This window comes from Aquamicrobium terrae, from assembly GCF_052978165.1.
Genome location: NZ_JBRKLZ010000001.1, coordinates 2,635,135 through 2,660,200, shown reverse-complemented (window position 1 = coordinate 2,660,200; position 25,066 = coordinate 2,635,135). Strand labels below are relative to the sequence as shown.

Annotated in this window: 23 protein-coding genes; 4 read left to right on the top strand and 19 right to left on the bottom strand. The window is 66.2% G+C overall.

Translation table 11 applies throughout. The features are described 5' to 3' along the window. Nucleotides 1-2: 2 nt before the first annotated feature. On the top strand, nt 3-995 hold the full coding sequence (locus tag ACVCNR_RS13055) for a TRAP transporter substrate-binding protein (RefSeq protein WP_447075096.1): 993 nt from the start codon (nt 3-5) through the stop codon (nt 993-995). A gap of 15 nt (nt 996-1,010) precedes the next feature. Here the strand turns inward: ACVCNR_RS13055 and ACVCNR_RS13050 are convergent, their stop codons facing one another. Both ACVCNR_RS13050 and rnk read right to left on the bottom strand, forming a co-directional pair. Then, on the bottom strand, nt 1,011-1,511 hold the full coding sequence (locus tag ACVCNR_RS13050) for a transcription elongation factor GreAB (RefSeq protein WP_447075095.1): 501 nt from the start codon (nt 1,509-1,511) through the stop codon (nt 1,011-1,013). Nucleotides 1,512-1,731: 220 nt separating this feature from the next. Next, a complete protein-coding gene (rnk, locus tag ACVCNR_RS13045) occupies nt 1,732-2,124 on the bottom strand; it encodes a nucleoside diphosphate kinase regulator (protein ID WP_447075094.1) in 393 nt (130 codons plus the stop codon). A gap of 533 nt (nt 2,125-2,657) precedes the next feature. On the opposite strand from rnk, the gene nspC reads away from it, so the two are divergent. The 3 genes from nspC (at nt 2,658) to htpG (ending at nt 7,068) form a co-directional block, all read left to right on the top strand. Beyond that, nucleotides 2,658-3,758 (top strand): carboxynorspermidine decarboxylase, encoded by a 1,101-nt coding sequence (gene nspC, locus ACVCNR_RS13040; RefSeq protein WP_447075093.1) that lies wholly within the window; start codon nt 2,658-2,660, stop codon nt 3,756-3,758. 48 nt (nt 3,759-3,806) lie between these two features. Next, nucleotides 3,807-5,039 (top strand): saccharopine dehydrogenase family protein, encoded by a 1,233-nt coding sequence (locus ACVCNR_RS13035; RefSeq protein WP_447075092.1) that lies wholly within the window; start codon nt 3,807-3,809, stop codon nt 5,037-5,039. 142 nt (nt 5,040-5,181) lie between these two features. Then, nucleotides 5,182-7,068 carry a molecular chaperone HtpG gene (gene htpG / locus ACVCNR_RS13030; protein ID WP_447075091.1) on the top strand — a complete coding sequence of 629 codons (1,887 nt, stop codon included), beginning with the start codon at nt 5,182-5,184 and terminating at the stop codon, nt 7,066-7,068. 55 nt (nt 7,069-7,123) lie between these two features. Here htpG and ACVCNR_RS13025 read toward each other — a convergent pair whose 3' ends face one another. From ACVCNR_RS13025 to ACVCNR_RS12945, 17 genes are all read right to left on the bottom strand, one after another. Beyond that, on the bottom strand, nt 7,124-8,782 hold the full coding sequence (locus tag ACVCNR_RS13025; protein WP_447075090.1) for an OFA family MFS transporter: 1,659 nt from the start codon (nt 8,780-8,782) through the stop codon (nt 7,124-7,126). Nucleotides 8,783-9,067: 285 nt separating this feature from the next. Beyond that, the gene (locus ACVCNR_RS13020; RefSeq protein WP_447075697.1) at nt 9,068-11,089 is read right to left on the bottom strand and encodes a sensor histidine kinase; all 2,022 of its coding nucleotides are present in this window, start codon (nt 11,087-11,089) and stop codon (nt 9,068-9,070) included. 52 nt (nt 11,090-11,141) lie between these two features. Further along, nucleotides 11,142-12,533 (bottom strand): sigma-54-dependent transcriptional regulator, encoded by a 1,392-nt coding sequence (locus tag ACVCNR_RS13015; RefSeq protein WP_447075089.1) that lies wholly within the window; start codon nt 12,531-12,533, stop codon nt 11,142-11,144. A gap of 79 nt (nt 12,534-12,612) precedes the next feature. Beyond that, on the bottom strand, nt 12,613-12,942 hold the full coding sequence (locus tag ACVCNR_RS13010; RefSeq protein WP_447075088.1) for a hypothetical protein: 330 nt from the start codon (nt 12,940-12,942) through the stop codon (nt 12,613-12,615). Then, nucleotides 12,939-15,233 carry an FdhF/YdeP family oxidoreductase gene (locus ACVCNR_RS13005; protein ID WP_447075087.1) on the bottom strand — a complete coding sequence of 765 codons (2,295 nt, stop codon included), beginning with the start codon at nt 15,231-15,233 and terminating at the stop codon, nt 12,939-12,941. The genes ACVCNR_RS13010 and ACVCNR_RS13005 overlap by 4 nt, the downstream gene beginning before the upstream one ends. 218 nt (nt 15,234-15,451) lie before the next feature. Continuing rightward, nucleotides 15,452-15,739 carry a DUF6522 family protein gene (locus tag ACVCNR_RS13000; RefSeq protein WP_354195091.1) on the bottom strand — a complete coding sequence of 96 codons (288 nt, stop codon included), beginning with the start codon at nt 15,737-15,739 and terminating at the stop codon, nt 15,452-15,454. Next, nucleotides 15,736-16,977, bottom strand: coding sequence for an NnrS family protein (locus ACVCNR_RS12995; protein WP_447075086.1), 1,242 nt, complete (start codon nt 16,975-16,977; stop codon nt 15,736-15,738). Before ACVCNR_RS12995 ends, ACVCNR_RS13000 begins: the two co-directional genes overlap by 4 nt. Then, nucleotides 16,977-17,366, bottom strand: a complete 390-nt coding sequence (locus ACVCNR_RS12990) for a group III truncated hemoglobin (protein WP_435521561.1) — start codon at nt 17,364-17,366, stop codon at nt 16,977-16,979. The genes ACVCNR_RS12995 and ACVCNR_RS12990 overlap by 1 nt, the downstream gene beginning before the upstream one ends. A 71-nt stretch (nt 17,367-17,437) precedes the next feature. After that, nucleotides 17,438-17,650 carry a cbb3-type cytochrome oxidase assembly protein CcoS gene (ccoS, locus tag ACVCNR_RS12985; protein ID WP_354195085.1) on the bottom strand — a complete coding sequence of 71 codons (213 nt, stop codon included), beginning with the start codon at nt 17,648-17,650 and terminating at the stop codon, nt 17,438-17,440. After that, nucleotides 17,647-19,899, bottom strand: coding sequence for a cation-translocating P-type ATPase (locus ACVCNR_RS12980; protein ID WP_447075085.1), 2,253 nt, complete (start codon nt 19,897-19,899; stop codon nt 17,647-17,649). Before ACVCNR_RS12980 ends, ccoS begins: the two co-directional genes overlap by 4 nt. Further along, complete coding sequence (locus ACVCNR_RS12975) at nt 19,896-20,672, bottom strand: DUF2189 domain-containing protein (RefSeq protein ID WP_354195081.1); 777 nt, start codon at nt 20,670-20,672, stop codon at nt 19,896-19,898. The genes ACVCNR_RS12980 and ACVCNR_RS12975 overlap by 4 nt, the downstream gene beginning before the upstream one ends. A gap of 15 nt (nt 20,673-20,687) precedes the next feature. After that, the gene (locus tag ACVCNR_RS12970) at nt 20,688-20,894 is read right to left on the bottom strand and encodes a hypothetical protein (protein ID WP_447075084.1); all 207 of its coding nucleotides are present in this window, start codon (nt 20,892-20,894) and stop codon (nt 20,688-20,690) included. Next, nucleotides 20,891-21,775, bottom strand: a complete 885-nt coding sequence (ccoP, locus tag ACVCNR_RS12965) for a cytochrome-c oxidase, cbb3-type subunit III (RefSeq protein WP_447075083.1) — start codon at nt 21,773-21,775, stop codon at nt 20,891-20,893. The genes ACVCNR_RS12970 and ccoP overlap by 4 nt, the downstream gene beginning before the upstream one ends. Nucleotides 21,776-21,779: 4 nt before the next feature. After that, nucleotides 21,780-21,950, bottom strand: a complete 171-nt coding sequence (locus ACVCNR_RS12960; protein ID WP_447075082.1) for a cbb3-type cytochrome c oxidase subunit 3 — start codon at nt 21,948-21,950, stop codon at nt 21,780-21,782. A gap of 4 nt (nt 21,951-21,954) precedes the next feature. Beyond that, nucleotides 21,955-22,686, bottom strand: a complete 732-nt coding sequence (ccoO, locus tag ACVCNR_RS12955; RefSeq protein ID WP_354195073.1) for a cytochrome-c oxidase, cbb3-type subunit II — start codon at nt 22,684-22,686, stop codon at nt 21,955-21,957. Between the two features lie 2 nt (nt 22,687-22,688). Further along, entirely contained in the window at nt 22,689-24,344 is a 1,656-nt protein-coding gene (ccoN, locus tag ACVCNR_RS12950; protein ID WP_354195071.1) for a cytochrome-c oxidase, cbb3-type subunit I, read from the bottom strand. Between the two features lie 27 nt (nt 24,345-24,371). Further along, the gene (locus tag ACVCNR_RS12945) at nt 24,372-24,812 is read right to left on the bottom strand and encodes an RrF2 family transcriptional regulator (protein WP_354195069.1); all 441 of its coding nucleotides are present in this window, start codon (nt 24,810-24,812) and stop codon (nt 24,372-24,374) included. Nucleotides 24,813-25,066 lie beyond the last annotated feature (254 nt).

Here is a 25,066-nt window from a genome sequence, read left to right as displayed (position 1 = left end):
CCATGCGAACCGACCGCCGCACCTTCCTTACCGGACTTGCCGCACTGCCTCTCGCCATGCCCGCCTTGAAGCGGGCCCACGCGGCCACGCCCATCGTCGCCGCCTCGCTGCTGGGCAACGACAAGCCCGAAACGCTGGTCTGGATCCATATCCGCGACCGGGTCGAGCGCGAGCTGCCCGGCCGCTTCGCCTTCAACATCGTGCCGAACGCGGCGCTCGGCGGCGAGAAGGAGGTGGCGGAAGGCATCCGCCTCGGCTCCATTCAGGCCAGCCTGTCGACGCTCTCCAACCTGTCCACATGGGTGCCCGGGACGCAGCTTTTCGACCTGCCCTTCCTGTTCCGCGACGCCACCCATCTCAACGCCTCGCTGGCGGGCGCCTGCGGGCAGGAACTCGGCGAAAAGCTTGCGAAGGAAGGCATCGCCGCCCCCGCCTTCATCAACTACGGCGCCCGTCACCTGCTGGCGCGCGCGCCGCTGCTCGCGCCGGACGACGTGAAGGGCAAGCGCATCCGCGTCATCCAGAGCCCGCTGCACGCGCAATTGTGGGAAAGCTTCGGCGCGCACCCGATCGCGCTGCCGATCACCGAGACCTACAATGCGCTGTCGACGGGCCATGTCGATGCCATGGACCTCACCAAATCGGCCTATGCCGGCTTCCGGCTCTACGAAGTGGTGCCGCATGTGACGCTGACCGGCCATATCCATGCCGCCGGCGCGGTGATCTTCTCCGGCTCCTTCTGGTCGGGGCTGGACGAGGAAGCCCGCAATGTCCTGCAAAAGGCGGCCATCGAGGGCGCCAGCCATTTCAACGCGCTGATGGCCGCCGACGAGGACGCATCCGTGCAGGTGGCCGGGGAAGGCGGCGCGGTCTTTCATGAAGTCGCGGACCGCGCGGCATGGGAAGCGCCGGCGCGCAAGGTGTGGGAAAGCTTCGCCGACCGCGTCGGCGGCATGGAACATATCGAGGCGGCAGCAGCCGAATGCCGCTCCTGACGAAAGAGTTTTCAGTCAGGCCGCGCTCGGGCCGGGATCGTCATCGGGATCGAAACCGATGGCCGGCCCGGCACGCCGGGGCCGGAAGCTGACCACGTTCTGCACCGGCCGCGCAGCGGCGCGCGCTTCGGCCTCGGGCTGCGACAGAACCTCGTGCACCTGGACGGTTTCGGCGCCGCCCGCCCCGGTCTCGATGCGCAGGGCGGCGCGTTCGGCCAGCCCCAGCAGGGCCAGCCCGCGCAGGCTCCGAAGCGAAAGCGCGCCGGAAATATCCCCGTCTGCATCCTGCACCACCACATGCGGGCCGATGACCACGCCATCGACCAGATAGGTCAGTTTCGTGCCCAGCGTGACCACGCCGGGAGGGATATCGTCGCGGAAATAGAGGGTGCTTTCGCGCACCTTGCGTTCGAGAAGCGTCACCCAGGCATCGTAAGGCCCGCTGTGCTGCTCCAGCATGGCCTGCAGGATCGCGTGATCCCGGGTCGTCAGTTGGAAATGAGGGTCCGTCACCATGGCAAATCTCCCGCAGGAACGGTCGATCCCGTTCCGACGCCAGTCCGTCTTGGTTTTCTGGATCATTCCCCTGATGCGGGCTTGCCGCACCAGGGGTCAGGAGCCTGCGATCAGGGAACCCGCGTGATGAAAGAAGCGGTGCAGCGCGCCGCAAAGCAGGTGCTCGCGCACCATCATTGCTTTCGATTCAGGCCATGCAGCGCGCACCGGCACGTCCGCCTCAGGACGCTTCGACGACGTCGTCCACGGAAATGATGGTCAGGCGGTGCGTGCGCCCGTCATTGGCGGTCCAGTCGATGGACTGGCCGACCTTGAGGCCGAGCAGCGCCGTGCCGATCGGGGTGAGGATGGAGATCTTGCCCTGCGCGATGTCGGCGTCGGCCGGATAGACCAGCGTGACGCGGCGCTTGTTGCCGTCGTCGGATTCGTAATCGACTGTCGCGCCCATCTGGACCGTGCCCTGCAGCGCGCCGGAAGCGGGCGCCACCTTGGCGCGCTCGAGCTCGTTGAGCAGCGCGTCGGCCATTTCCGGCTTCTTTTCCAGAAGGCCGTTGGCCAGGGTGGTCAGCCGTTCGTGATCGGCCTTGCTGATGATGATGCTCGGTTTGCGCATGGCGTCTTCTGTCTTCGCTCTGCCGCCCGCTTGGGGAGGTTCATGTGGCGCCCGAAGGTTAACCGCCTCAGGCCTTGCGGTTTGGAGAATGGTGCTGCCCGGCACCGCGGAAAAGTCAGGATGGAAATCCCCCGGTCTCGGGGGGGACGGCCCGAGCCGGGTCAGCCTCCCATCAAGGGATGGCTCCGAAACATGATGTGGGCCCACGAAGTGCTCATACGCATTAGGTTGGAGCATATTGGCCGTTTGTCAAGCAGGGCGCTGTCGCGAAGATGTCACTTGAACTTCGAGGGGGGGTCCATTAACTTCCGCGCCATGAAGACGACCCTGAGACCCAGACAGGAGCCCGCGAGGTAAGCGGGCTGGTTGCCCGGACGCAGAAACGAGCGCGACCGGGTCGTCATTTTCCATTCAATCGCATCGGGAACAATCCGCTTGGAGCGGCGGAGCAGGTTCCAACCAGCTTTTCCCGACCCCGACATTTCCAGACAAGGAACTTGCCTTCGAGGCAGTGATTTCCGCGAGCAGGCCGAATGACCATCCAGACCCCCTACTATCTCATCGACAAGGCGCGCCTCCTGCAAAACATGGAGAAGATCGCCTATGTCCGCGAGAAGTCGGGGGCCAAGGCGCTGCTGGCGCTGAAATGCTTCGCCACCTGGTCGGTGTTCGACTTCATGCGCCAGTACATGGACGGCACCACCTCCTCCTCGCTCTACGAAGTCCGGCTCGGCCGCGAGAAATTCGGCGGCGAGACCCATGCCTATTCGGTGGCCTATGCCGACTATGAGATCGACGCGGTCGTCTCCCACGCCGACAAGATCATCTTCAACTCGATCGGCCAGCTCGAACGCTTCGGGGACCGGGCCGGCGGCATCGCGCGCGGCCTGCGCCTCAATCCGGGCGTCTCATCGTCGTCCTTCGACCTTGCGGATCCGGCGCGCCCGTTCAGCCGGCTGGGTGAATGGGATGCGGACAAGGTGGAAAAGGTCATGGACCGCATCAGCGGCTTCATGATCCACAACAATTGCGAGAACGCGGATTTTACGCTGTTCGACCGCATGCTGTCCCGGATCGAGGAGAAGTTCGGCGCCCTGCTCGGCCAGGCCGAATGGGTCAGCCTCGGCGGCGGCATTCACTTCACCGGCGAGGACTATCCGCTCGATGCCTTCTGCGAGCGGCTCAAGACGTTCGCCGACCGCTTCGGCGTGCAGGTCTATCTGGAACCGGGCGAAGCCTCGATCACCAAAAGCACGACGCTGGAAGTGACCGTGCTCGACACGCTGTTCAACGGCAAGCAGCTCGCCATCGTGGATTCCTCCATCGAGGCCCATATGCTGGACCTTCTGATCTACCGCGAAAGCGCCAAGGTGGCGCCCAACGAAGGGCCGCACCGCTACATGGTATGCGGCAAGTCGTGCCTGGCGGGCGACGTGTTCGGCGAATTCGACTTCCCGGCCGAACTGAAGATCGGCGACCGCATTTCCGTCCAGGACGCGGCCGGCTACACCATGGTCAAGAAGAACTGGTTCAACGGCGTCAACATGCCGGCAATCGCGATCCGCGAACTGGACGGATCGGTCAGGGTGGTGCGCGAATTCGGCTTCGCGGACTACGAGCAAAGCCTGTCGTAGAAGCAGGCCCGTCTTTCAACTCCAGCCCAGAAGGAAACATCCCCCGGAATGAAGAAAAACGTGCTCATCATCGGCGCCGGCGGCGTGGCGCAGGTCGTGGCGCATAAGTGCGCGCAGAACAACGATGTGCTCGGCGATATCCATATCGCCTCGCGCACCCTTGCGAAGTGCCAGTCCATCGTGGACTCCGTCCGGGAAAAGAAGGCCCTCAAGACAGAGGGCGTGATCGAGGCCCACCAGCTCGACGCCATGGACGTCGAGGCGACCAAGGCGCTCATCAGGAAGACGAACGCCCAGATCGTCATCAATGTCGGCTCGGCCTTCCTCAACATGTCGGTCATGTCGGCCTGCATCGAGACGGGCGCGGCCTATATCGACACCGCCATCCACGAGGACCCGGCCAAGGTGTGCGAGACGCCGCCATGGTACGCCAATTACGAGTGGAAGCGCCGCGAGGAGGCCAAGAAGGCCGGCGTCACCGCCATCCTCGGCGCCGGCTTCGATCCCGGCGTGGTCAACGCCTATGCCAAGCTCGCCTATGACGACTATTTCGACCGCATCGATTCGATAGACATCATCGACATCAATGCCGGCAGCCATGGCCGCTATTTCGCGACCAATTTCGATCCCGAGATCAACTTCCGCGAGTTCACTGGCCGCGTGTGGTCCTGGCAGGACAACAAGTGGACCGAGAACAAGATGTTCGAGATCGGCAAGGAGTGGGACCTGCCCGTCGTCGGCAAGCAGAAGGCCTATATGACCGGCCATGACGAGGTGCATTCGCTCTCGCAGATCCTCAAGGTTCCGAATGTCCGCTTCTGGATGGGCTTCGGCGACCACTACATCAACGTGTTCACCGTGCTGAAGAACCTCGGCCTTCTCTCCGAGAAGCCGGTGAAAACGGCGGAAGGGCTCGAAGTGGTGCCACTCAAGGTGGTCAAGGCAGTGCTGCCCGATCCGGGCTCGCTGGCTCCCGACTACACCGGCAAGACCTGCATCGGCGATCTGGTGAAGGGCGTGAAGGACGGCAAGGAGCGCGAGGTCTTCATCTACAACGTGGCCGATCACAAGGAAGCTTTCGAGGAAGTCGGCTCGCAGGGCATCTCCTACACGGCCGGCGTGCCGGCAGTAGCCGCAGCGCTTCTGGTCGCCACCGGCGAGTGGGACGTGAAGAAGATGGCCAATATCGAGGAACTGCCGCCGCGCCCGTTCCTCGACCTGCTCGGCAAGATCGGCCTGCCGACCCGCGTCAAGGAAGGCGCCGACGACCGCGCATTGTAAAAGCCGGTCGACGGATGACGGAAGGGCGGGCGAAACACTTTCGCCTGCCCTTTTGCATGGGGCCGCAGCCCCTCGATTCAAGTCTTGAAAAACTTCCACGGTGCCGCCATCTGGGGACCGAAGAATTCAGGGGCAATCCGACATGACGACAACCGAGATGGAAACCAGGAGCTTCGAGGCCGATGTCGCCCGGCTTCTGCACATGATGGTGCATTCGGTCTATTCCGACCGCGACGTGTTCCTGCGCGAGCTGATTTCCAACGCCGCCGACGCCTGCGAGAAGCTGCGCTACGAGGCGATCGCGCGTCCCGAACTGCTGGGCGACGACCCGAAGCCGCGCATCACCATCCTCGCCGATGCCGAGGCCAGACAGCTCAGCGTCGAGGACAACGGCATCGGCATGAGCGGCGAGGAGATGACCGAGGCGCTCGGCACCATCGCCCGCTCCGGCACCCGCGCCTTCATGGAACGGCTGGAAGCCGCCAAGGGCGGCGAGAAGGCGGAGCTGGTCGGCCAGTTCGGCGTCGGCTTCTATTCGGCCTTCATAGTCGCCGAAAAGGTCGAGGTGATCTCGCGGCCCGCCGGCTCGGACGAGGCATGGCGCTGGTCGTCCGACGGCAAGGGCTCCTATTCGGTCGGCCCGGCCACGCTTGAGGATGCGCCGCAGCGCGGCACGCGCGTGGTGCTGCACCTCATGGAGGATGCCGCCTCCTGCACCGAGCCCTACCGGCTCGAACGACTGGTCAGGTCGCATTCCGGCCATGTGCCGGTGCCGATCAAGCTGGTGGAAAAGCCCGGCGCGGAGCCGCGCGAGATCGCCGACGGCACCGCGCTGTGGGTCAAGCCGAAGAGCGAGATCAAGCCGGAAGAATACACCGACTTCTACCGCAGCGTCGCCGGCCAGTATGACGATCCGGCCGCCACCATCCATTTCCGCGCCGAGGGGCGGCAGGAATACAACGTGCTGGCCTTCATTCCGGGCTCCCGGCCCTTCGACCTGTTCGACCCCGACCGCAGCGGCCACATGAAGCTCTATGTACGCCGCGTCTTCATCACCGACGATGCGGAGCTTGTGCCGCGCTATCTGCGTTTCGTGCGCGGCATCGTCGATTCCGCCGACCTGCCGCTCAACATCTCGCGCGAGATGATCCAGCAGAACCCGCTTCTGGCCGCCATCCGCAAGGGCGTCACCAGCCGGGTGCTCAACGATCTTACCAAAATGGCCGAGAACGATGCGGAAGCCTATGGCAAGATCTGGGAGAATTTCGGCGCGGTGATCAAGGAAGGCCTCTACGAGGACTTCGAGCGCCGCGAGCAGTTGCTGAAGCTGATCCGTTTCACCTCCACGACGCCCAGCGACAAGCCGCGCAGCCTTGCCGACTATGTGGCGGCGATGAAAGAGGGCCAGAAGGCCATCTACTTCATGACCGGCGACGAGCGCGCGCGACTGGAAAGCTCGCCGCAGCTCGAAGGCTTCAAGGCGCGCGGCGTCGAGGTGCTGCTTCTGACCGATCCGATCGATGCCTTCTGGACCGCCAACGCGCCGGAGTTCGAAGGCAAGCCGTTCAAGTCGGTGACGCAGGGCGGCGCCGAGCTGGCCGATATTCCGCTGTCCGATGCGGAAGCGAAGGACAACCCGCAAACCCCGGCCGAGGTCGAGGGCTTCCTCGCCTTCGTCAAGGAAACGCTGGGCGACGATGTGTCGGACGTGCGCGCTTCCGACCGCCTCACCGAAAGCGCCGTCTGCCTCGTCGCGCCCGAAGACGCGCTCGACCGCCAGTTCGAGCGGCTGCTCAGCGCCGCCGGCCGGCTGGACACGGCGTCGAAGCCGATCCTTGAAGTCAATCCCAGCCATCCGCGCATCGCGGCGCTGGCCAAATTGGGCGAGGCGGAATCGGAGTTCCGCGGCGACGTCGCCCACATGCTCTATGACGAGGCGCGCGTGCTCGACGGCGACCGTCCGGTCGACGCCAAGGCCTTCTCGCAACGGCTGGCGCGGCTGATCGAGCGCGGCCTGAGCGCGAAATAAGGGAAGAAACAAAGCAAAACGGCGGGGATGGTCCCCGCCGTTTTCTTTCCAGGCGTCACCCGAAGAGTGCCGCGGTGTTCTGCAGCGTGATCCACACGCCCCACAGGATCGGGATGCCGACCGCCGTCCAGGCAAGCGCGGCCTTCAGGTCGAGCCCGCCCTTGCCGATGCCGAAGGAGCCGATGCGCCCCTCGTCGGACGCCGCCGTCCGTGCCTGGATCGCGGCGACCTCCTCGTCGCTCATGTAGAGCTTGGGATCGACCGGCTTGACAAGCGCGTTGGCGATCAGGCCGACGATCAGGAAGCCCACGAGGATGTACATGGTGAAGTCGTAGACCTGCTCGCGCGGGATGCCGGCCGCGATCTGGAACTCGCGGATATAGTTCACCACCACCGGGCCGAGGATACCGGCCGTGGCCCATGCGGTCAGCAGGCGGCCATGGATCGCGCCGACGAACTGGGTGCCGAAGATGTCGGCGAGATAGGCCGGAATGGTCGAGAACCCGCCGCCATACATGGACAGGATGATGCAGAAGATGGAGACGAACAGCACCTGGCTGCCCATGCCCGCCGCCGTCGGCGCCAGCGCGTAGAGCACGATGCCGAGGATGAAGAACACATAATAGGTGTTCTTGCGGCCAATCTTGTCCGACAGCGAGGCCCACACGAAGCGGCCACCGATGTTGAACAGCGAGATCAGCCCGGCAAAGCCGGCCGCGATGGCAGCGATCGCCGCCTTCTGCTCGTTCGAAAGATCGGTGAAGGACAGTTCGGGAAGGCCGATCAGCCGGCCGCCGAAAATCTCCTGCAACATGGGCGAGGCCATGCCGATGACGCCGATGCCGGCCGAGACGTTCATGGTCAGGAGCGTCCACATCAGCCAGAACTGCCTGGTCTTGTGCGCGTCGCGCAGATGGACGTGACGGGTGGTGATCATGCTTTGCTTCGAGGATGCGGGCGGCGTCCAGCCTTCCGGCCGCCAGCCGGCGGGCGGGATGCGGTAGCCGAATGCGCCCGAAAGCATGGAGACGGCATAGATGGCGGCCATGACGAGGAAGGTCTGCCACACGCCCACCGACGTCCCGGTGCGGAAATGGTTCATCAGCAGGTCGGCCAGCGGCGCGCCGATCATGGCGCCGCCGCCGAAGCCCATGATGGCCATGCCGGTCGCCATGCCGCGCCGATCCGGAAACCACTTGATGAGGGTCGAGACCGGCGAGATGTAGCCGATGCCGAGGCCGATGCCGCCGATGATGCCGGCGCCGAGCCACATCAGCCACAGTTGATGGATCATGACGCCGATCGCGGCCAGCGCCATGCCGCCGCACCAGCACAGCGCCGAGACGATGCCGGCCTTGCGCGGTCCCACGCGCTCCAGCCAGCCGCCCCAGGTGGCGGCCGAGCATCCCAGCAGCACGAAGAACAGCGTGTACATCCAGCCGAGGTCGGACACGCGCCAGTCGCAAGTGGTGGTGAACAGGGCCGTCGCCAGGCTCATGTCCGGGCAGGCCGCCGGCTGGTCTATGCCGATGGCGCGCGACAGCGGCAGCCAGAACACGCTGAAGCCGTAGGCCATGCCGATGCACAGGTGGATGCACAGGGCCGCCGGCGGCACCAGCCAGCGGTTGAAGCCCGGCCGGGCCACGATGCGTTCCTTGTCGAGGATGCCGGCATTGCCGAATCCCCCCGCTATGACGTCACTTGCTGTAGACATAAATCCTCCTCCGCTCCGCCAGAACCCCGCCGGCGTGCTTCTTCATGCTGGGTGATTGTTCGGATACGGCGGCCCCTTCCTCTCAAGGACCCAACCGTTCGGGAAATCCGTTATCCGCCTTGCGAAAACCTCATGCGCCTCCCTCCAATGGATTGCGCAAGCCGCCAAGCAACTCGCGTGCCATTTGCACCGGCGCACGATTTCATGGGCTTATCGGCCGAGAGGAGACGTCTATGGACATTTTGTCCGGGCGCCCGGACAAAATGTCCGGCTGGCGCGGGCCGCCTATTCCGCCTCGGGCAGCCAGACGGTGAAGACCGTGCCCCTGCCGGCTTCGCTGACCGCGCTGATCTTGCCGCCCTGGCGGGTGACCAGCTTCTGGCTGATGGACAGGCCGAGGCCCGTGCCTTCCCGCCGCTTGGTGGTGAAGAAGGGATCGAACACCCGCGCCATCACCTCCTCGCTCATGCCGAGGCCGGTGTCGGCCACCGTCACTGCGATGCCGCGGCTTCCGTCCCTGTCCTCGTCGCGGGTGCCGAGCGTCACCTGCCCGCCGTCGGGCATTGCCTGGATGGCGTTGACCAGCAGGTTGACCAGCACCTGCTGAAGCTCGGTGCGGTTCATCGCCACCAGGCGGGTGGCGGCGCTTTCCCGGATCACGGCGATGCGCGCCTTGTTGAGCAGGTGCTGGACCAGCGGCAGGCAGTCGCCGATCACGTCATCGGGGGAATGGCGCTCCACATAGCCGGCATATTCCTCCGGCTTGGCGAACTGCAACAGCTTGGTGACGATCTGGCTGATGCGCATGATCTGCTCGTCCAGAAGGCGAAATTCCGTTTTCGCCAGCTCGGCCTTCCGGCCCATGGCGTTGCGGATCACCTCCAGGTTGCCCTGCATGACGGCGATGGGATTGTTGATCTCATGCGCAACGCCGGCGGTGATCTCGCCGATGGCGGCAAGCTTCTCCGACATGATGAGCTGCCTGGTGGTCGCCTCGAGCTGCTGGTTGGCCAGCCGCAACTCGCGCGTGCGCTCCTCCACGCGCGCGTTCAGTTCCTCGTTCCATTCGCGCAACTGGCGGTCCCGCTCCTGCAACAGGTCCAGCAGGTGATCGAGATGCAGCGCCACGCGGCCGATCTCGTCCCTTGCCGCGGCAACGCCGCTGCGTGCGCCGAGGTCGCCGCCCTCGACCCGGGCAATGGTGCCGGTCATGCGCTCCAGCGGCCGGAAGATCGAGCCGGCCCAGCGCAGGAAGAGCGGCACGGTCAGCGCCGTCACGGCAAGGAAGGTGAGGACGATGAGCAGCAGCGTCTGGCGCTTCGCCTGCGTGAACGGCGCCTCGAGGAAACCGACATAGAGCATGCCGACGCGCTTGCCGTAGCTGTCGACGATCGGCTCATAGGCGGAAATGTAGCGGTCGTTCACCACGAAGGCGCTGTCCAGCCAAGTCCGCCCCTCGTCCAGAACGGCGGATCGCACCTCCGCCGAAACCCGCGTGCCCAGCGCGCGCCGCCCCTCGAACAGGCGCACATTGGTGCTGATGCGCACATCGTCCAGAAACAGCGTCGCCGTGCCCTGGCTGCCCTCGGGCAGGCTCGCCTCGCGATAGACGAGGGCATTGATCGTATCGATGAAATCCAGATTCTGGTTGAGCACGATGCCGCCGACCAGAACCCCGGCACGCCCCCCCGCCAGCGTGACCGGGCTGGCCGAATGGACGACCATGCCGCGCGTCTCGACATCGCGCTCGACAGGCGTGGCGTTGGGCGTCGGCACCAGCGCCAGCCGCGCGCGGCCGGCAAGCGGCTCGGCAATCGCGGCCAGTTCATCGTTGGAGAAGATGTCGAGGGCCGTCGCCGCCTCCCCGCGCCGGGCCGAGGCGATGATCGGCCAGTCGGACCGCAGCGTCGCGGCCCGGAACTCCGGCGCGGAAACCTCGACCGTGCCGGTCCCGTCGGCAAGATAGAGAAAATCGAGGCCCAGCGCGCTCCGGTTCTCCTCCAGCAGGGCGGCAAGCTCGGCGCCGCTGCCCGCGTCCACCGTGTCACGGAAGCGCGCGGCGCCTCCCAGCGCGAGCACCTGGGCATTGGTCGTTTCCAGGATGCGGGCCAGATATTGATGGGCGATGGTGAGATCCCCGTTCACCTTGGAGATCAGCATGGTGTCGAACTTGGCGTTCCAGCGCGCCATGGTCACGCCGAGCAGCAGCGGCAGGATCACCAGCGTCGGCAACAGGGCGATGGCCAGAAGCCGGAAGCGAACCGAATGCCACGGCTTCGTCCGGGCAGGCTGCGCCCCTGACGGCATTGTGGCGGGTCCGGCGGCGGTCTCCACCGGTCCTGCCTCGATGCCGTCCCGTTCAGCCATTCCAGGCGGCCAGCTTGCGGTCGATGGTCTTGCGTGAAATGCCAAGCCTGCGGGCGGCCAGCTCCTTGTCGCCCCCGGCCTCCTTCAGGGCGCCAAGGATGTGCCGGCGCTCGATGTCGGCAAGGCTGTCCGTCGCCGACCCTTCTTCGGCGCGCGGCCCATCACCGAAATCATGCGAGAACTTGCCGAGGATCAGCGCCCGCTCGATCAGGTTGCGCAGCTCGCGCACGTTGCCCGGCCAGTCATAGCGGCTGAAGGCGGCGCGCAGGGAATCGTCGATCGGCACCGGCGGCATGCCGAGTTGCAGGGAAAGCTTGTGCATGAACTGGTCGGCCAGCTCCTGCACGTCGTCGTCCCGGTCCTTCAGGGGCGGCAGATGGATGCGCACCACGTTCAGCCGGTAGAACAGGTCGCGGCGGAAGCGGCCCTGCTCGACATCCTGCTCAAGATCGGCATTGGTGGCGAAAATGAAACGCAGGTCGACCGGGATTTCGCGTTCCGAGCCGACCGGGCGCACGCGCCTGTCCTCCAGCACGCGCAGCAGCTTGCTCTGCACGGCCGGCGGCAACTCGCCGATCTCGTCGAGGAACAGCGTGCCGCCCTGCGCATACATGAACAAGCCCTCGCGGCCGGCCTCGGCGCCGGTAAAGGCTCCCTTGAGATGGCCGAACAGTTCGCTCTCGATCATTTCGGGCGGGATCGCTGCGCAGTTGACCGGTACGAACGGCTTCTGCGCCCGGTCCGAAAGCGAGTGCAGCAGGCGCGCCGCCACCTCCTTGCCGGTGCCGGACTGCCCGGTCAGCAGCACCGAAGTCGGCAGCGGCGCGACGCGGGCGATGGTGTCGCGCACGTCGCGGATCGCCGTCGAGGCGCCGATCAGCCGGTCGCGCAGCAGCACATGGTCGGACGTGGATTTGAGTTCGTAGCGCAGCACATAGTTCTCGCGCCGCAGCCGCATGCGATCGAGGCAACGCGCCACGGCGTTGAGGAGCTGGTTCGACCGGAACGGCTTCAGCACGAAATCCACCGCGCCGGCACGCAGCGCCTGGATGGCGGTGTCGAGGTCGGCATAGGCGGTCATCAGGATCGCATCGGCGAAGAAGCCGATGGCGCGCTGCTCCGCCAGCCATTCGACGCCGGTCTTGCCTGGCATGATGTTGTCGAGGATGACGACGTCGAAATGCTGCTGGTCGAGCTTGCGCGACGCCTCTTCCGTATCGGCCGCCTCCTCGATCAGCTTGCAGCGCGGCCCCAGCGTGCGCATCAGGAAATTGCGCATGCCCGGCTCGTCATCGACAACCAGGATCGAGGCCTGCGCCAGCCAGGGTCCGAATTCGGGATCGCTCGGGCTCTCCCTCACCTTGCGCGACGATTGCGCCTGCATTCACTTCCTCCCGGCGCAATCCCCGCACCTGTCCGGCAATGATTAGCCGAAGGCGACGGGAACGCCAACCGGGACCGGATCAACCGGCCAGGGAAAGCGGAACGGGCGGATCGAGCGCGGCAAGCAGGCGCGCGCCCTCCGCACCCGGCACATAATGGGTCCTCATGGTGCGGGCATCGCGCCCGGTTATGCGCAGGAGGTCGCCATCCTCGGCAAGCCCGGCGAGTTCGCGCAACACCAGCGCATGCTCGATGCCGAGAAGACGCGAGAAACTGCGACTGTCGCCGGCGATGCCGAGATGCGACGCCGCCAACAGCCCGGCCTGCAATGGGCTGAGGCGCGCATCAAGGCACGCCAGCCGCTCAGCGGCGTCGAGGAAAACGCCGGCGTCCGGCTCCGCGCGGCTCATGCCGCCTCGCGATTGCGGAAGGTGACCATGATCGACTTCGAGGTCGGCGTGTCACTTTCCTCACCGGCGCTGCTCAGCGGCACCAGCACGTTGAGCTCGGGATAGTAGCCGGCGATGCTGCCGCGCGGGATGTCGTAGGGCACGAAGCGGAAGTTCGGCGCCACGCGCTCGATGCCGTCGTCATGCACGCCGACCACGTCGATGCGATCGCCCGCCTCGGCACCCAGTTCGCGCAAATCCTGCGGGTTGATGAAGACCACCTGCCGCTCGCCATAGACGCCGCGATAGCGGTCGTCGAGACCGTAGACCGTGGTGTTGTACTGATCATGCGACCGGAAGGTCTGGAGCGCGAAGCGGTTGTTCTGGCGCCGCGCCCGCTGGTGCACGGTTTCCTGCGGCAACGGCCCGCTGGAGAAGGTCGCCTTGCCGGCCGGCGTGTTCCAGTCGCGGTGCGCCGCAGGGTTGCGCAGGTGGAAGCCGCGCGGCTTGCGCAGGCGCTTGTTGTAGTCCTCGAAGCCCGGAACCGTCGCCGCGATATGGTCGCGGATGCGGTCGTAGTCCTCGGCCAGCGCCATCCAGTCGACCTTGTCGCAGCCGACCGTGGCGGCGGCAATGCCGGCGATGATCGCCACTTCCGAGCGCAGATGGCGCGAGGCCGGCCGGTTGATGCCGCCCGAGCCGTGCACCATGCTCATGGAATCCTCGACGCTGACGAGCTGCGATTCGCCCTGCGAATTCAGGTCGATCTCGGTGCGGCCGAGGCAGGGAAGGATGAAGCTCACCTCGCCCGGCATCAGGTGCGAATGGTTGGGCTTGGTGGCGATGTTGACGGTCAGCTTCTGCCGGCCGAGCGCCTTCGAGACCAGCGCGCTGTCGGGCGTGGCGCGGGCGAAATTGCCGCCAAGGCCGATGAAGGCCTGCGCGCTGCCGTCCAGCATGGCGCCGATGGCGGCCAGCACATTGTGCCCGTCCCTGCGCGGTGCGGTGAAGCCGAACTCCTTCTCCAGCGCATCGAGGAAGGCCGCCGGCGGCTTCTCGTTGATGCCGACGGTGCGGTCGCCCTGCACGTTGGAATGGCCGCGCACGGGGCACAGGCCCGCTCCCGGCCGGCCGATATTGCCGCGCAGGAACATGAAGCTGGCGATCTCGCGGATGGTGGCCACCGAATGCAGGTGCTGGGTGACGCCCATGGCCCAGGTGCAGATGACGCGCTCGGCCTTCATGTAGACCTCGGCCGCCTGCTCGATCTCGGCGCGCGTCAGGCCGGACTGGTCCTCGATCTCGTCCCAGCCGGTCGCCTCGACGGCACGGCGATAGTCCGCGAAGCCCGCGCAATGCTCTTCCAGGAAGGCATGGTCGAGGACGGAGGGTCTGCCCTCCGCCACCGCCGCGTCCTCCGCCGCCAGCACGGCCTTGGCCATGCCGCGCACGGCGGCCATGTCGCCGCCCAGCGCCGGCTGGAAATAGTGGCTGGCGATGTCGGTGGAGCCGCCGCGGATCATCTCGATCTTGTCCTGCGGGTCGGAAAAGCGCTCCAGCCCGCGCTCGCGGATCGGATTGAGGACGACGATGCGCGCGCCGCGCATGGCCGCCCGCCGCAGATCGCCCAGCATGCGCGGATGGTTGGTGCCGGGGTTCTGGCCGATCACGAAGATGGCGTCGGCCTCCTCGAAGTCTTCCAGAAGCACGGTGCCCTTGCCGATGCCGATGGCCTGTTTCAGGCCCACGCCGCTGGCCTCATGGCACATGTTGGAGCAGTCGGGGAAGTTGTTGGTGCCGTACATGCGCACGAAGAGCTGGTAGAGGTACGCCGCCTCGTTGCTCGCCCGGCCGGACGTGTAGAACTCGGCACGGTCGGGACTGTCCAGCCCGCGCAGGATGGTGCCGATCTCGGCAAAGGCCTGCTCCCAGTCGACCGGCAGGTAGCGGTCGCTTGCCGCATCGTAGCGCATGGGATGGGTGAGGCGGCCGTTCAGTTCCAGCTCGTAGTCGGAGAGCGCGCGCAGCTCCGTCACCGTGTGGGCTGCGAAGAATTCCGGCGTGGCGCGCTTTTCGGTCGCCTCCCAGGCGACCGCCTTGACGCCGTTCTCGCAGAACTCGAAGGAGGACCCGTGCGCGGGATCGCCCCAGGCGCAGCCGGGGCAGTCAAAGCCGTCCGGCTGGTTGGCCTTGAGCATGGTGCGCGCGCCCGTCAGCGGCGAACCGCTGGCCAGCAGCTTCCTGCCGCAGCTCTTGAGCGCGCCCCAGCCGCCGGCGGCGGCCGATTTCTTGCCGATGAATGTCGTAGCCATGCCCCCTAAAACGCGCTTTCCGAGCATGCGTCAAGCAGGCTGACCTAATGACATAATAGGAAATTTCTATTGAAATTATGCTTCGGAAACAAACGGCTAGAGCAAATGAGGGCGGATTTCCACGCACTCTCCCATGCGCGACGCGGGCTTGCAGCTTTGCGCCGATTCGGTCGCGCCGGTGCTGCCTGTGTCCCCGGTCCCGTCCTGTCAGGAGCCCGTCATCTTCCCTGCCTCAGCGGCACGAACTCGACATGCTCGGCCGCAACCGTGCCGTCCGGCTCCACGATGGCCTGCCAGCGGCGGTTGCCGCAGCGCACGCTGAGCCGCCATTTGCCTTCGTCGTCGCCTTCGCCGCGCTCGACGGTGCTTGTCACCATGCCGCGCCGCATGAAACCGCGCAGCGTGTCCGCCGGCCAGCCGAAATGCCCGGCCAGCATGTCGGCGTCGAGCATGAAGGCGCCGGCTGCGTCGCGCGCCAGCACCGGCCGTTGCACGAAGGCGGTCATGCCGGCCTCCCCGGCGGCTGCGACACCCGCTTGGGCTTCAGCTTGGGCCGCAGCAGCATGCCGCCATAGCGCAGGCAGAAGCCGAGGAAGGCGAGCGTCCACAGCCCGGCCGAAAGATGCAGCAGGCCGATCCGTTCGGGCATGAAGGCAGCGACGATGCGGACCAGCGCCGCAAGCACGATGGCGGCATAGATCAGTTGCGTCGCCACATCGGCCTTGAGGTCGCGGCCGGTGTGGCCGAGCGTGGCCCGCGTCATCACCGCGAGCGTCATGGTGCCGATGGCGCCGACGCCGAAGGCATGCAGGGCGGCCACGGCCGGGACGTCGGCAAGGTCGAGCGCCGCCAGCCCGGCCAGCAGCAGACCGGCCGGCACGAACAGATAGGCGACATGCAGGATCAGCACGAGCCGGTCACGCCCGGCCCGGTCGCCCGCCCAGCGCGTCAGCCGCGCAAGGTTGAGCAGGCCGGCCGCGCACAGCAGCACGCCGGACACCAGCCCCTCGGGCAGAACCGTCCAGCCGAGCAGGGCGAGGACGGAGACGAGCAGCACGATGCGGTCGAAGCCGTTGAAGGGGATCGGCAGCCGGCCCGGATTCTCGCGCACCATCCAGTTGCGGGTGAAGGAGGGAATGATGCGGCCGCCGATGATGACGATCAGCACCACGGCGGCGGCGATGGCCAGGCGGCGGGCATAGTCACTGCCGCCAAAAAGCCCGGCCTCGACATGGAAGAGCACGTTGGAGAGCAGGAACACGGTGACGGGCACGACGACCATGAGGTTGCGCCAGTTGCGCCCGGCGATGATCTCCTTGGCGGCCGAGGCGGCGACGGCACCGAGGAACGCGCAGTCTATGACGGCGGCGGCGACCCAGCCGATCTCGGCGGAGAAGAACACGGCGAAGCGTCCCGCCAGCCACAGGAGCACCAGCACCAGAAGCGGCGCGCCCTGCACCGGCAGGCGGCCGGTCCAGTTCGGGATGGCGGTGAGCAGGAAACCGGTGATGACCGCCGCCACATAGCCGAACATGGTTTCATGCACATGCCAGTCGACCGGCGCGAAGGTGCTGAAGGTCTCCAGCGTGCCGCTGAGGATGGGCAGCCAGGCCAGCACGATCAGCCCTGCATAGAGCGCGCCGAGCAGGAAGAACGGCCGGAAGCCGTAGGAAAGCACGGCGGGCCAGTCGCCGCCCCGCCTGCCTTGCGCACCCGCCGGCAGATGTCTCGCGTCGGCACTCATCACAGCGTCTCCTCAACGATGGGGCGGACCAGCACGGTGTCCTCGCCGCGGTTGAAGGCGATGGCCAGCCGGAAGGAATGGGCGATGCGCATGGCACGGTCCATGAACAGCACGGCAACGTCGGGCGGACACAGTTCATGCACCGTGGCCCTGAACAGGGCGAGCCAGCGGCGAAAATGCTCCTCGCCCAGTTCCGGCAGCGCCAGATGCGGCGGCAGCGGCCGCCCGTCATAGCGGCCGCTGCGCAAAAGCGTGGCCGACCAGAAGGCGCACATCTTGTCGAGATGGTGCGGCCAGTCCTGCGGGGCGATGGCCCCGTTGAAGATCGGGCCGAGCAGGTCGTCCTTGCGGATTTCGTCGTAGAAGCCATGGACGACGGAGGCGATCATCTCCTCGTCCAGCACTTCCGGCAACGGCTTGCCGTCCACCACGATGGTGCGCTGCGGCGCGGGCCGTCCTTTCATCTGGTCTTCTCCTTGGGCGTTTTGCCGGCATCATTTCCCGCAGAGCCCTCCCCGCCCCCGGCCTTGTCGCCGTCTTCATCGATAAAAATGCGTTCCGCCGCGCCGTCGAGGTCGTCATACTGGCCGCTCCTCAACGACCAGAAGAAGGCCGCAAGCGCGGCCCCGCCCAAAACCAGCGCCAGCGGCACGAGATAGATGAGGCTGCTCATTCTGCCGCCTCCAGCCTGTGCATCGGGCCGGCCGTTTCCTTTGCCGCCTCCCCGCTCGCCTGCACAGCCGGCTTTGCGGCTCGCAGGCGCAAGGCATTGGCGACGACCAGGATCGAGGAGAAGGACATGGCGAGCGCGGCGATCAGCGGCGTCACATAGCCGGCAATGGCGATGGGCAGCGCAATGGCATTGTAGATCACCGCCAGCGCGAAGTTCTGGCGCACCAGACGCCCGGCGGCGCGCGACACCTCATGCGCCAGCGGCACCGCATCGAGTTCGTCGCGCAGGAACACGAAGTCGGCGGCGTTGCGGCCGATGTCGGCGGCGCTGGCCGGCGCCATCGAGACATGGGCGGCGGCAAGGGCCGGAGCGTCGTTGAGCCCGTCACCGATCATCAGCGCCTTGCGGCCGTCGCGGGCGAGCGCCTGCAGCCTTTCGACCTTTTCGGCCGGCAGCAGCCCGGAAGCGGCTTCGGCGATGCCGAGCGCCTGCGCGACCGCCGCCACGGCGCCACGGGTGTCGCCCGACAGCACGGCAAGCCGCAGGCCCTTGCGCCGCATCGTCTCGACCGCAGCCCGCGCGCCGGGCCGCAGCGCATCCTCGAAGCGGAAGCGCGCCAGCACCTCGCCGTCGCGGGCAAGCACGGTGCCACCTTCCCGCACGGCCTCATCCGTCGCCCAGCCGGCCCGGCCGAGACGGCAGAGCTTGCCGCCGACACGCGCCTCGATGCCGAGCCCCGGCCGTTCCACGACATCGGAAAGCGAAAGCTCCGAAGCGGGCGCATCGGCGGCAATCGTCCGCGACAGCGGATGGTTGGAGCGGCCGGCGATCAGCCCGGCGACGGCGAAAGCGTCGGGAGCGATCCCGTCCTTGCCGATCAGGCGCGGCCGGCCGAGCGTCAGCGTGCCGGTCTTGTCGAAGACGGCGGTGTCGATCTCGGCCATGCGCTCCAGCGCCGAGCCGTCCTTGACCATGATGCGGTTCTCGAACAGGCGGCGCGCCGCCACCACCTGCACGATGGGCACGGCAAGCCCGAGCGCGCAGGGGCAGGTGATGATCAGCACGGCGATGGCGACGGTGATGGCGCGGTGCCAGTCGCCGGTCGCGGCCATCCAGCCGAGGAAGGTGAGGAAGGCGGTGGCGTGGACCACCGGCGAATAGAGCCGCGCGGCACGGTCGGCCAGCCGGCGGTAGCGGGCTCGGCCGCCTTCCGCCGCCTCCATCAGCCGCACCATCTCGGCCAGGAAGGACTGTTCCGCCTTGACCGAGACCCGTAATGTCAGCGGACCGGACAGATTGAGCGTCCCGGCGCGCACGGCCGAGCCCGGCTCCGCCCGCTGCGGCGCGCTCTCGCCGGTGGCGATGGCGCAATCGAGATCGGAAACGCCCTCCTCGATCACGCCGTCGACGGGCACCCGGTCGCCCGCGGCCAGCGCGATGCGCATGCCCGGCTCCACCTCGGCGATGGGCAGGTAGTCGCGGCCGCCGTCCCCGCGCAGCACCGTGGCGCCGCGTGGCGCCAGGCGCACCAGCCCGCGCACGGCGGCGCGCGCCTTCTCGCGCATCAGATGGTCGAGCGTGCGGCCGATCAGCAGGAAGAAGATCAGCGAGGTCGCAGCATCGAAATAGGCATGGCGGCCATTGTGGATGGTGTCGTAGAGGCTGAGGCCGAAGGCGAGGCTGATGCCGATGGAGATCGGCACATCCATGTTGGTACGGCCGTTCCTGAGCGCCGACCAGGCCGAGGCATAGAAGATGCGGCCGGAATAGAGCATGCAAGGCAGCGCCAGCGCGGCCGAGATCCAGTGGAAGGCGAAGCGCGTTTCGGCATCCGCCCCCGACCAGACCGAGACCGACAAGAGCATGATGTTCATGGCACAGAAGCCGGCGACGGCCAGCGCCCGGATCAGCCTGCCAAGCTCGGGGTCGCGCGCGCCGTCGTCCGGCTCGAACAGATGGCCGGGGAAGCCCAGCGCGTCGAGCGCCGGCAGAAGCGCCGGCGCCTCCGCGCCACGCCAGTTGACGCTGACGCGGCGGGTCGAGAGGTTGACGCGCACATGTTCGACGCCCGGCACCTGCCGCAAGCCGTGCTCGACGGTGCGGATGCAGGATGCGCAATGGACGCCCGGCACGGCAATGTCGACCTGGTGGAGCCCCCCGCCCAGGTCGCGGCTTGCCAGCCGCAACTCTTCCCGCGCCGCGTTCCGGCCGGCTTCGACAGCCAGATCTGCAGGCGGGCAGCAACTCATCTGATCGCCCTGTAGCTGTGCCAGGTCGCATGACCGAGCAGCGGGAAGATGATGATCAGGCCGAGGAGGCCGGTGACGACGCTGATCAGGAACAGCACCAGCACGATGGCGCCCCACATCAGCATGACCGGCAGGTTCCTGAACACCATGGAGATGGACGTGCCCATCGCCGTGAAGGCGTCGATCTTCTCGGCCAGCAGCATGGGGATGGAGAAGGTGCTGATGGCAAAGGAGAAGGCCGCGAACAGCCCGCCCACAACGGTGCCGACCGCCAGCATGCCCAGGCCCACCGGCGTGGTGAACAGCATCGGCACGATGTGGTCGATGCCGGGGAACGGTCGGAGGCCGAAGAACAGCGCATAGATGATGACGGCGGCGCGCATCCACACCAGCATCAGCAGGCACAGGATCGCCCCGGTGAACCAGACCTGGGCGCCCGATTCCGCCTTGACGAAGATCATGCGGGCAAGGCTCACCGGCCTGCCCTCCTCAAGGTCCCGGCTTTTCTGGTAGAGGCCGATGGCGACGAGCGGGCCGACGACCATGAAGCCGGCCAGCGCCGGGAACAATATGTAATCCAGCTCGAGCCTGAACAGGCAGATGACGACCGCCAGCGACAGCACGAACACCACCACCCCGTAGGCGAGGCTTGGCAGCGGCGTGCGCCACAAGTCGCGCCACCCTGCCGCCAGCCAGCCGAGGGCGGCGGTTGCCGGCAGATGGCGGCGGCGCTGTTCGGCAAGCGGAAGAGGCGTGGTCTCGGTGTGTCCCATGATCTTCCTCCTCTCTCAGCAGGCCGACTTGGCGGCGCTGTAGGTGCCTTCGACGGTGCCCGCCTTCTCATGCGGCACGCAATCGGGCTGGGACCCCAGCGCCACATAGACGAGATGGGCATTGGCGCCGACGAACAGAAGCACGCCCGCGGTAATGATCAGCGCCGAGATCAGGCGCCAGTTGAGCCGGGTGGCGCCCGTTTGGGGACTTGCGGCGCTCATTGCGGGCCTCCGTCCGTTGCCAGCGCGCCGACATAAAGGGCGAGGATCCTGATGTCGGTGGGCGAAAGCCTGTCCTGCCAGTGCGGCATGTGGCCCTGCCGGCCGGAATAGATGGTCGTGTACACGGTCTGCGCGTCGCCGCCATAGATCCAGTGCTGGTCGGTCAGATCGGGCGCGCCGACCTCGACCATGCCCTTGCCATCCTCGCCGTGGCAGGAGGCGCAGTTCTCGGCGAACACCTCCTGACCGGCCGGCACCCGGGCCTGGTCGGCCTCGCTGAGCTGCTGGCCCGACAGCGAGCGCACATAGGCGGCCACCGACCTGATCTGGTCGGATTCAAGCACGCCGTCGCGGCCGAAAGCCATCATCTGCGAGACGCGCGTGTCGTCATTGGTGGAGTTGATGCCGACGCTGATGGTTTCGGCGATCGTCTCGGGGTCGCCGCCCCACAGCCAGGAGCCGGCGGCAAGGTCGGGGAAGCCGGGACCGCCGGTGCCGCGCACGCCATGGCAGACGGCGCAATTGTCGACGAACAGGGTGCGGCCGGTGTCGCGCACATGGCGCATCAGGTCGCCGTCGGCAGCGATCGCGGCAAAATCCTCCGAGCCGACGCGGTCGGTCCAGACGGCGCGCGACACCGCGGCCTCCTCGACCTGTTGCGTCACCACATTGCGCTGGTCGATGCCGAGCAGGCCCTTGGTGTAGGTCCAGCCCACCGGCCAGGCCGGCATCAGCAGCCAGTAGCCGATGGCGAACAGGGTGCCGACGATCAGGAAGAAGAACACCACGCGCGGGATCGGCGTTTCCAGTTCCTCGATGCCGTTCCACTCGTGCCCGGTGGTCACCCGTCCGGTCACGGGGTCATGTCTTTCGGTTGCCATGTGCCTATTCCCCCTCGCCCGGCCGGTCGTCCTTGTCGAGAATGCTTTTCTTGGCGCGGTCGAAACGCTTCCTGTTGGAAGGCCAGAACGCGTAGACCAGCACGCCGATGGCGAAGATTATGAGGTAGAAGAGTCCCCAGCTCTTGGAGAAGCCAACGAGTGTCTCGTGATCCATCGCCTCACTCCTGTGCCGCCGCAGTCTTGTGGGCGGCGTCGGTCAGCCCGCCGAGTATCTGCAGATAGGCGACCAGCGCATCCATTTCGGTGATGCGGCCGGGATCGCCGTCGAACAGCCGGATGTTGGTGGCATCGCCGTAGCGCTCGGCCACGCCTTGGGCATAGGTGCTGTCGGGATTGGCCTGGCCATAGGCGTCCCATCGGGCGTTGGCGATCATGTCGTCGGTATAGGGCACGCCGACCTTGCGCTGGGCCGCCAGATGCTGGCCGAGATCGTCGTATTTCAGCTCGTTGCGCATCAGCCAGCCATATTTGGGCATCACCGATTCCGGCACCACGTCGCGCGGGTTGATGAGGTGGGCGACATGCCAGGCGTCGGAATATTTGTCACCGAGGCGGGCAAGATCCGGCCCGGTGCGCTTCGAGCCCCACAGCATGGGGTGGTCGTACTGGGATTCGACCGCCAGCGAGAACGGGCCGTAGCGCTCGACCTCGTCGCGCAGCGTGCGGATCATCTGCGAATGGCAGGCATAGCAGCCCTCGCGGATGTAGATGTTGCGCCCGGCCAGCTCGAGCGGCGTGTAGACGCGCATGTCGGGCGCCTCCTCGACCGTCTCGCTGATGGTGAACAGCGGCGCGATTTCCACGAGGCCGCCGATCGAGGCGACGCCGACGATCGCCAGGACGAAGCCGATGGCGTTGCGTTCGATCTTGCGGTGGAAGAATTCCTTCATCGTTATTCTCCTGCCTGCACGGCGCCGGCCTTCCCATAGAGCGGCACGTCCGCGCCGGCCTCCGCGATCCGGCTGATGCGCGCCATGCGGATCGTCATCCAGATATTGTAGGACGCCACGATCGCGCCGGTGAGGAAGAACAGGCCGCCGACGGTGCGCGCGATGTAGTAGGGATGCATGGCGACGACGCTGTCGATGAAGGGATAGGCCAGCGTGCCGCTGTCGTTATAGGTGCGCCACATCAGGCCCTGGATGATGCCCGAGTTCCACATCGCGAAGACGTAGATGATGGTGCCCGACAGGGCGAGCCAGAAGTGCACCTCGACCAGCTTCGGCGAATACATGCGGTCCTGCTTCCACATCCACGGCACCAGCGCATAGAGCGAGCCGAAGGTGATCATCGCCACCCAGCCGAGCGCGCCGGCATGGACATGGCCGACGGTCCAGTCGGTGTAGTGCGACAGGGAGTTCACGGCGCGGATGGCCATGAAGGAACCTTCGAAGGTCGACAGGCCGTAGAACACCGCGGCCACCATCATGAAGCGCAGCGTGGCGTCGGTGCGCACCTTGTCCCAGGCGCCGTTGAGCGTGGCCAACGCGTTGCCGGCCGAGGCCCAGGACGGCACCAGCAGCACCAGCGAGAAGGTCATGCCCAGCGTCTGCACCCATTGCGGCAGGGCGGTATAGTGCAGGTGGTGCGAGCCCGCCCACATATACATGAAGGTGATGCCCCAGAAGCTGACGATGGAGAGCCGGTAGGAAAAGATCGGCCGTCCGGCGCGCTTGGGCAGGTAGTAATACATCATGCCGAGGAAGCCGGAGGTGAGGAAGAAGGCGACGGCGTTGTGGCCGTACCACCATTGCGTCATCGCGTCCTGCACGCCGGAGAACAGCGAATAGCTCTTGGCATGGCCGAAGGAGACCGGCACGGCGAGGTTGTTGACGATGTGCAATATCGCCACGACCAGGATGAAGGCCATGTAGTACCAGTTGGCGACGTAGATATGCGGCTCCTTCCGCCGCTGCAGGGTGCGGATGTAGATGAGGAAGTAGACCACCCACACGATCACCAGCCAGATGTCGGCATACCATTCGGGCTCGGCATATTCCTTCGACTGGGTAAGGCCCATCAGGTAGCCGCTGGCCGCCACCACGCAGAACAGGTTGTAGCCGATCAGCACGAACCAGGGGCTGAACTGGTCGGGCAGCCGCGCCCGCGTGGTTCGCTGCAGGACGTGGAAGGAGGTGGCGATCAGGGCGTTGCCGCCGAAGCCGAAGATCACGCCGGAGGTGTGCACCGGGCGCAGGCGGCCGAAGCTGGCCCAGCCGGCATCGAAGGTCAAATCCGGCCACGCCAGCAGCGCGGCCACCCAGACGCCGACGAACATGCCGATCACGGCCCAGATCATGGTCAGCACGATGCCGACCTTGGTCGGGTCGTCGTAATAGTGCGACAGCCGCTCGGCCGGCGGCTCGGGATCGTAGTAGCGCGAAATCACCAGGAAGGTCAGGCCGAGGCTGGCGGCCATCACGATGAAGCCGTGGATGCCCAGCGGGTCGCCCCGCCCACCGGCCGCCATGGCCAGCCCGCAGAGCGAAAGCGCGATCAGCACGGCCAGGGAGAGCTGGCGTTCGGCGACTGTCAATCCTGAAACCATCTGGCTAAATCCCTTGCTGGATTCCGGCTAGGCCGCGACGTCGTCTATGCCCAACAGGAAACCCAGCTGGGCCCTGTTGCGCACGACATCGGCGAGCGTGTATTTGTCGAGCACGCTCAGATAGGCGCCAAGCGCCTCCGAGAACATGCCCTTGAGCGTGCAGCACGGCGAGATCACGCAGCCCCCGCCCCGGGCCTGCAAGCATTCCACCACCGAAAAATCTTCCTCGATCAGCCGGACCAGCGCGCCGATGCCGATGCTTTCGGCCGTTCTTTCCAGCCTGATGCCGCCGGAGCGGCCACGGATCGTCTCGATGAAGCCGTGTTCGCGCAGCGTCTGTGCCACCTTCAGCAGATGGTTGCGCGACAGCCCATAGGCCTCGGCCACGTCGTTCACCGTGCAGGCACAATCGGGGCGTGTGGCGACATAGGTCAGCATGCGCAGCGCGTAGTCGGTATGCAACGTCATCCGCATCGAATCGTGCCCTTGTGAGCGAACAGGAAAGCACTGACGGGACAAGGTTTCGAAAACGGCAACGGATTGCAATTGGAAACGGATGGCATCAGCCCCCCCGCGCGGTATCCAGGCTCCGCATAAAAGAGGTATACGTGATACCTCTTTTCGCTCAAACTGCCCCGACAACAAATGTGCGATATGGTCGCAGGATGAAGACTACAACCTTTTCAACGACATTGCCACTTCAACGCGAGACCGGCCAGAGG

Bases quoted from the DNA above. Each gene is read 5' to 3' on its own strand.
- ACVCNR_RS12975 (WP_354195081.1), bottom strand. From the start codon at position 20,672: ATGGGACACACCGAGACCACGCCTCTTCCGCTTGCCGAACAGCGCCGC.
- ACVCNR_RS13000 (WP_354195091.1), bottom strand. From the start codon at position 15,739: ATGACCGCCTTCGTGCAACGGCCGGTGCTGGCGCGCGACGCAGCCGGC.
- ACVCNR_RS12960 (WP_447075082.1), bottom strand. From the start codon at position 21,950: ATGGATCACGAGACACTCGTTGGCTTCTCCAAGAGCTGGGGACTCTTC.
- ACVCNR_RS13010 (WP_447075088.1), bottom strand. From the start codon at position 12,942: ATGAGCCGCGCGGAGCCGGACGCCGGCGTTTTCCTCGACGCCGCTGAG.
- rnk (WP_447075094.1), bottom strand. From the start codon at position 2,124: ATGCGCAAACCGAGCATCATCATCAGCAAGGCCGATCACGAACGGCTG.
- ACVCNR_RS12990 (WP_435521561.1), bottom strand. From the start codon at position 17,366: ATGATCGCCTCCGTCGTCCATGGCTTCTACGACGAAATCCGCAAGGAC.
- ccoN (WP_354195071.1), bottom strand. From the start codon at position 24,344: ATGGTTTCAGGATTGACAGTCGCCGAACGCCAGCTCTCCCTGGCCGTG.
- nspC (WP_447075093.1), top strand. From the start codon at position 2,658: ATGACCATCCAGACCCCCTACTATCTCATCGACAAGGCGCGCCTCCTG.
- ACVCNR_RS13005 (WP_447075087.1), bottom strand. From the start codon at position 15,233: ATGGCTACGACATTCATCGGCAAGAAATCGGCCGCCGCCGGCGGCTGG.
- htpG (WP_447075091.1), top strand. From the start codon at position 5,182: ATGACGACAACCGAGATGGAAACCAGGAGCTTCGAGGCCGATGTCGCC.
- ACVCNR_RS13015 (WP_447075089.1), bottom strand. From the start codon at position 12,533: ATGCAGGCGCAATCGTCGCGCAAGGTGAGGGAGAGCCCGAGCGATCCC.
- ACVCNR_RS13025 (WP_447075090.1), bottom strand. From the start codon at position 8,782: ATGTCTACAGCAAGTGACGTCATAGCGGGGGGATTCGGCAATGCCGGC.
- ccoO (WP_354195073.1), bottom strand. From the start codon at position 22,686: ATGAAGGAATTCTTCCACCGCAAGATCGAACGCAACGCCATCGGCTTC.
- ACVCNR_RS13055 (WP_447075096.1), top strand. From the start codon at position 3: ATGCGAACCGACCGCCGCACCTTCCTTACCGGACTTGCCGCACTGCCT.
- ACVCNR_RS12995 (WP_447075086.1), bottom strand. From the start codon at position 16,977: ATGAGTGCCGACGCGAGACATCTGCCGGCGGGTGCGCAAGGCAGGCGG.
- ACVCNR_RS13020 (WP_447075697.1), bottom strand. From the start codon at position 11,089: ATGCCGTCAGGGGCGCAGCCTGCCCGGACGAAGCCGTGGCATTCGGTT.
- ACVCNR_RS12945 (WP_354195069.1), bottom strand. From the start codon at position 24,812: ATGACGTTGCATACCGACTACGCGCTGCGCATGCTGACCTATGTCGCC.
- ccoS (WP_354195085.1), bottom strand. From the start codon at position 17,650: ATGAGCAGCCTCATCTATCTCGTGCCGCTGGCGCTGGTTTTGGGCGGG.
- ACVCNR_RS13035 (WP_447075092.1), top strand. From the start codon at position 3,807: ATGAAGAAAAACGTGCTCATCATCGGCGCCGGCGGCGTGGCGCAGGTC.
- ACVCNR_RS12980 (WP_447075085.1), bottom strand. From the start codon at position 19,899: ATGAGTTGCTGCCCGCCTGCAGATCTGGCTGTCGAAGCCGGCCGGAAC.
- ccoP (WP_447075083.1), bottom strand. From the start codon at position 21,775: ATGGCAACCGAAAGACATGACCCCGTGACCGGACGGGTGACCACCGGG.
- ACVCNR_RS13050 (WP_447075095.1), bottom strand. From the start codon at position 1,511: ATGGTGACGGACCCTCATTTCCAACTGACGACCCGGGATCACGCGATC.
- ACVCNR_RS12970 (WP_447075084.1), bottom strand. From the start codon at position 20,894: ATGAGCGCCGCAAGTCCCCAAACGGGCGCCACCCGGCTCAACTGGCGC.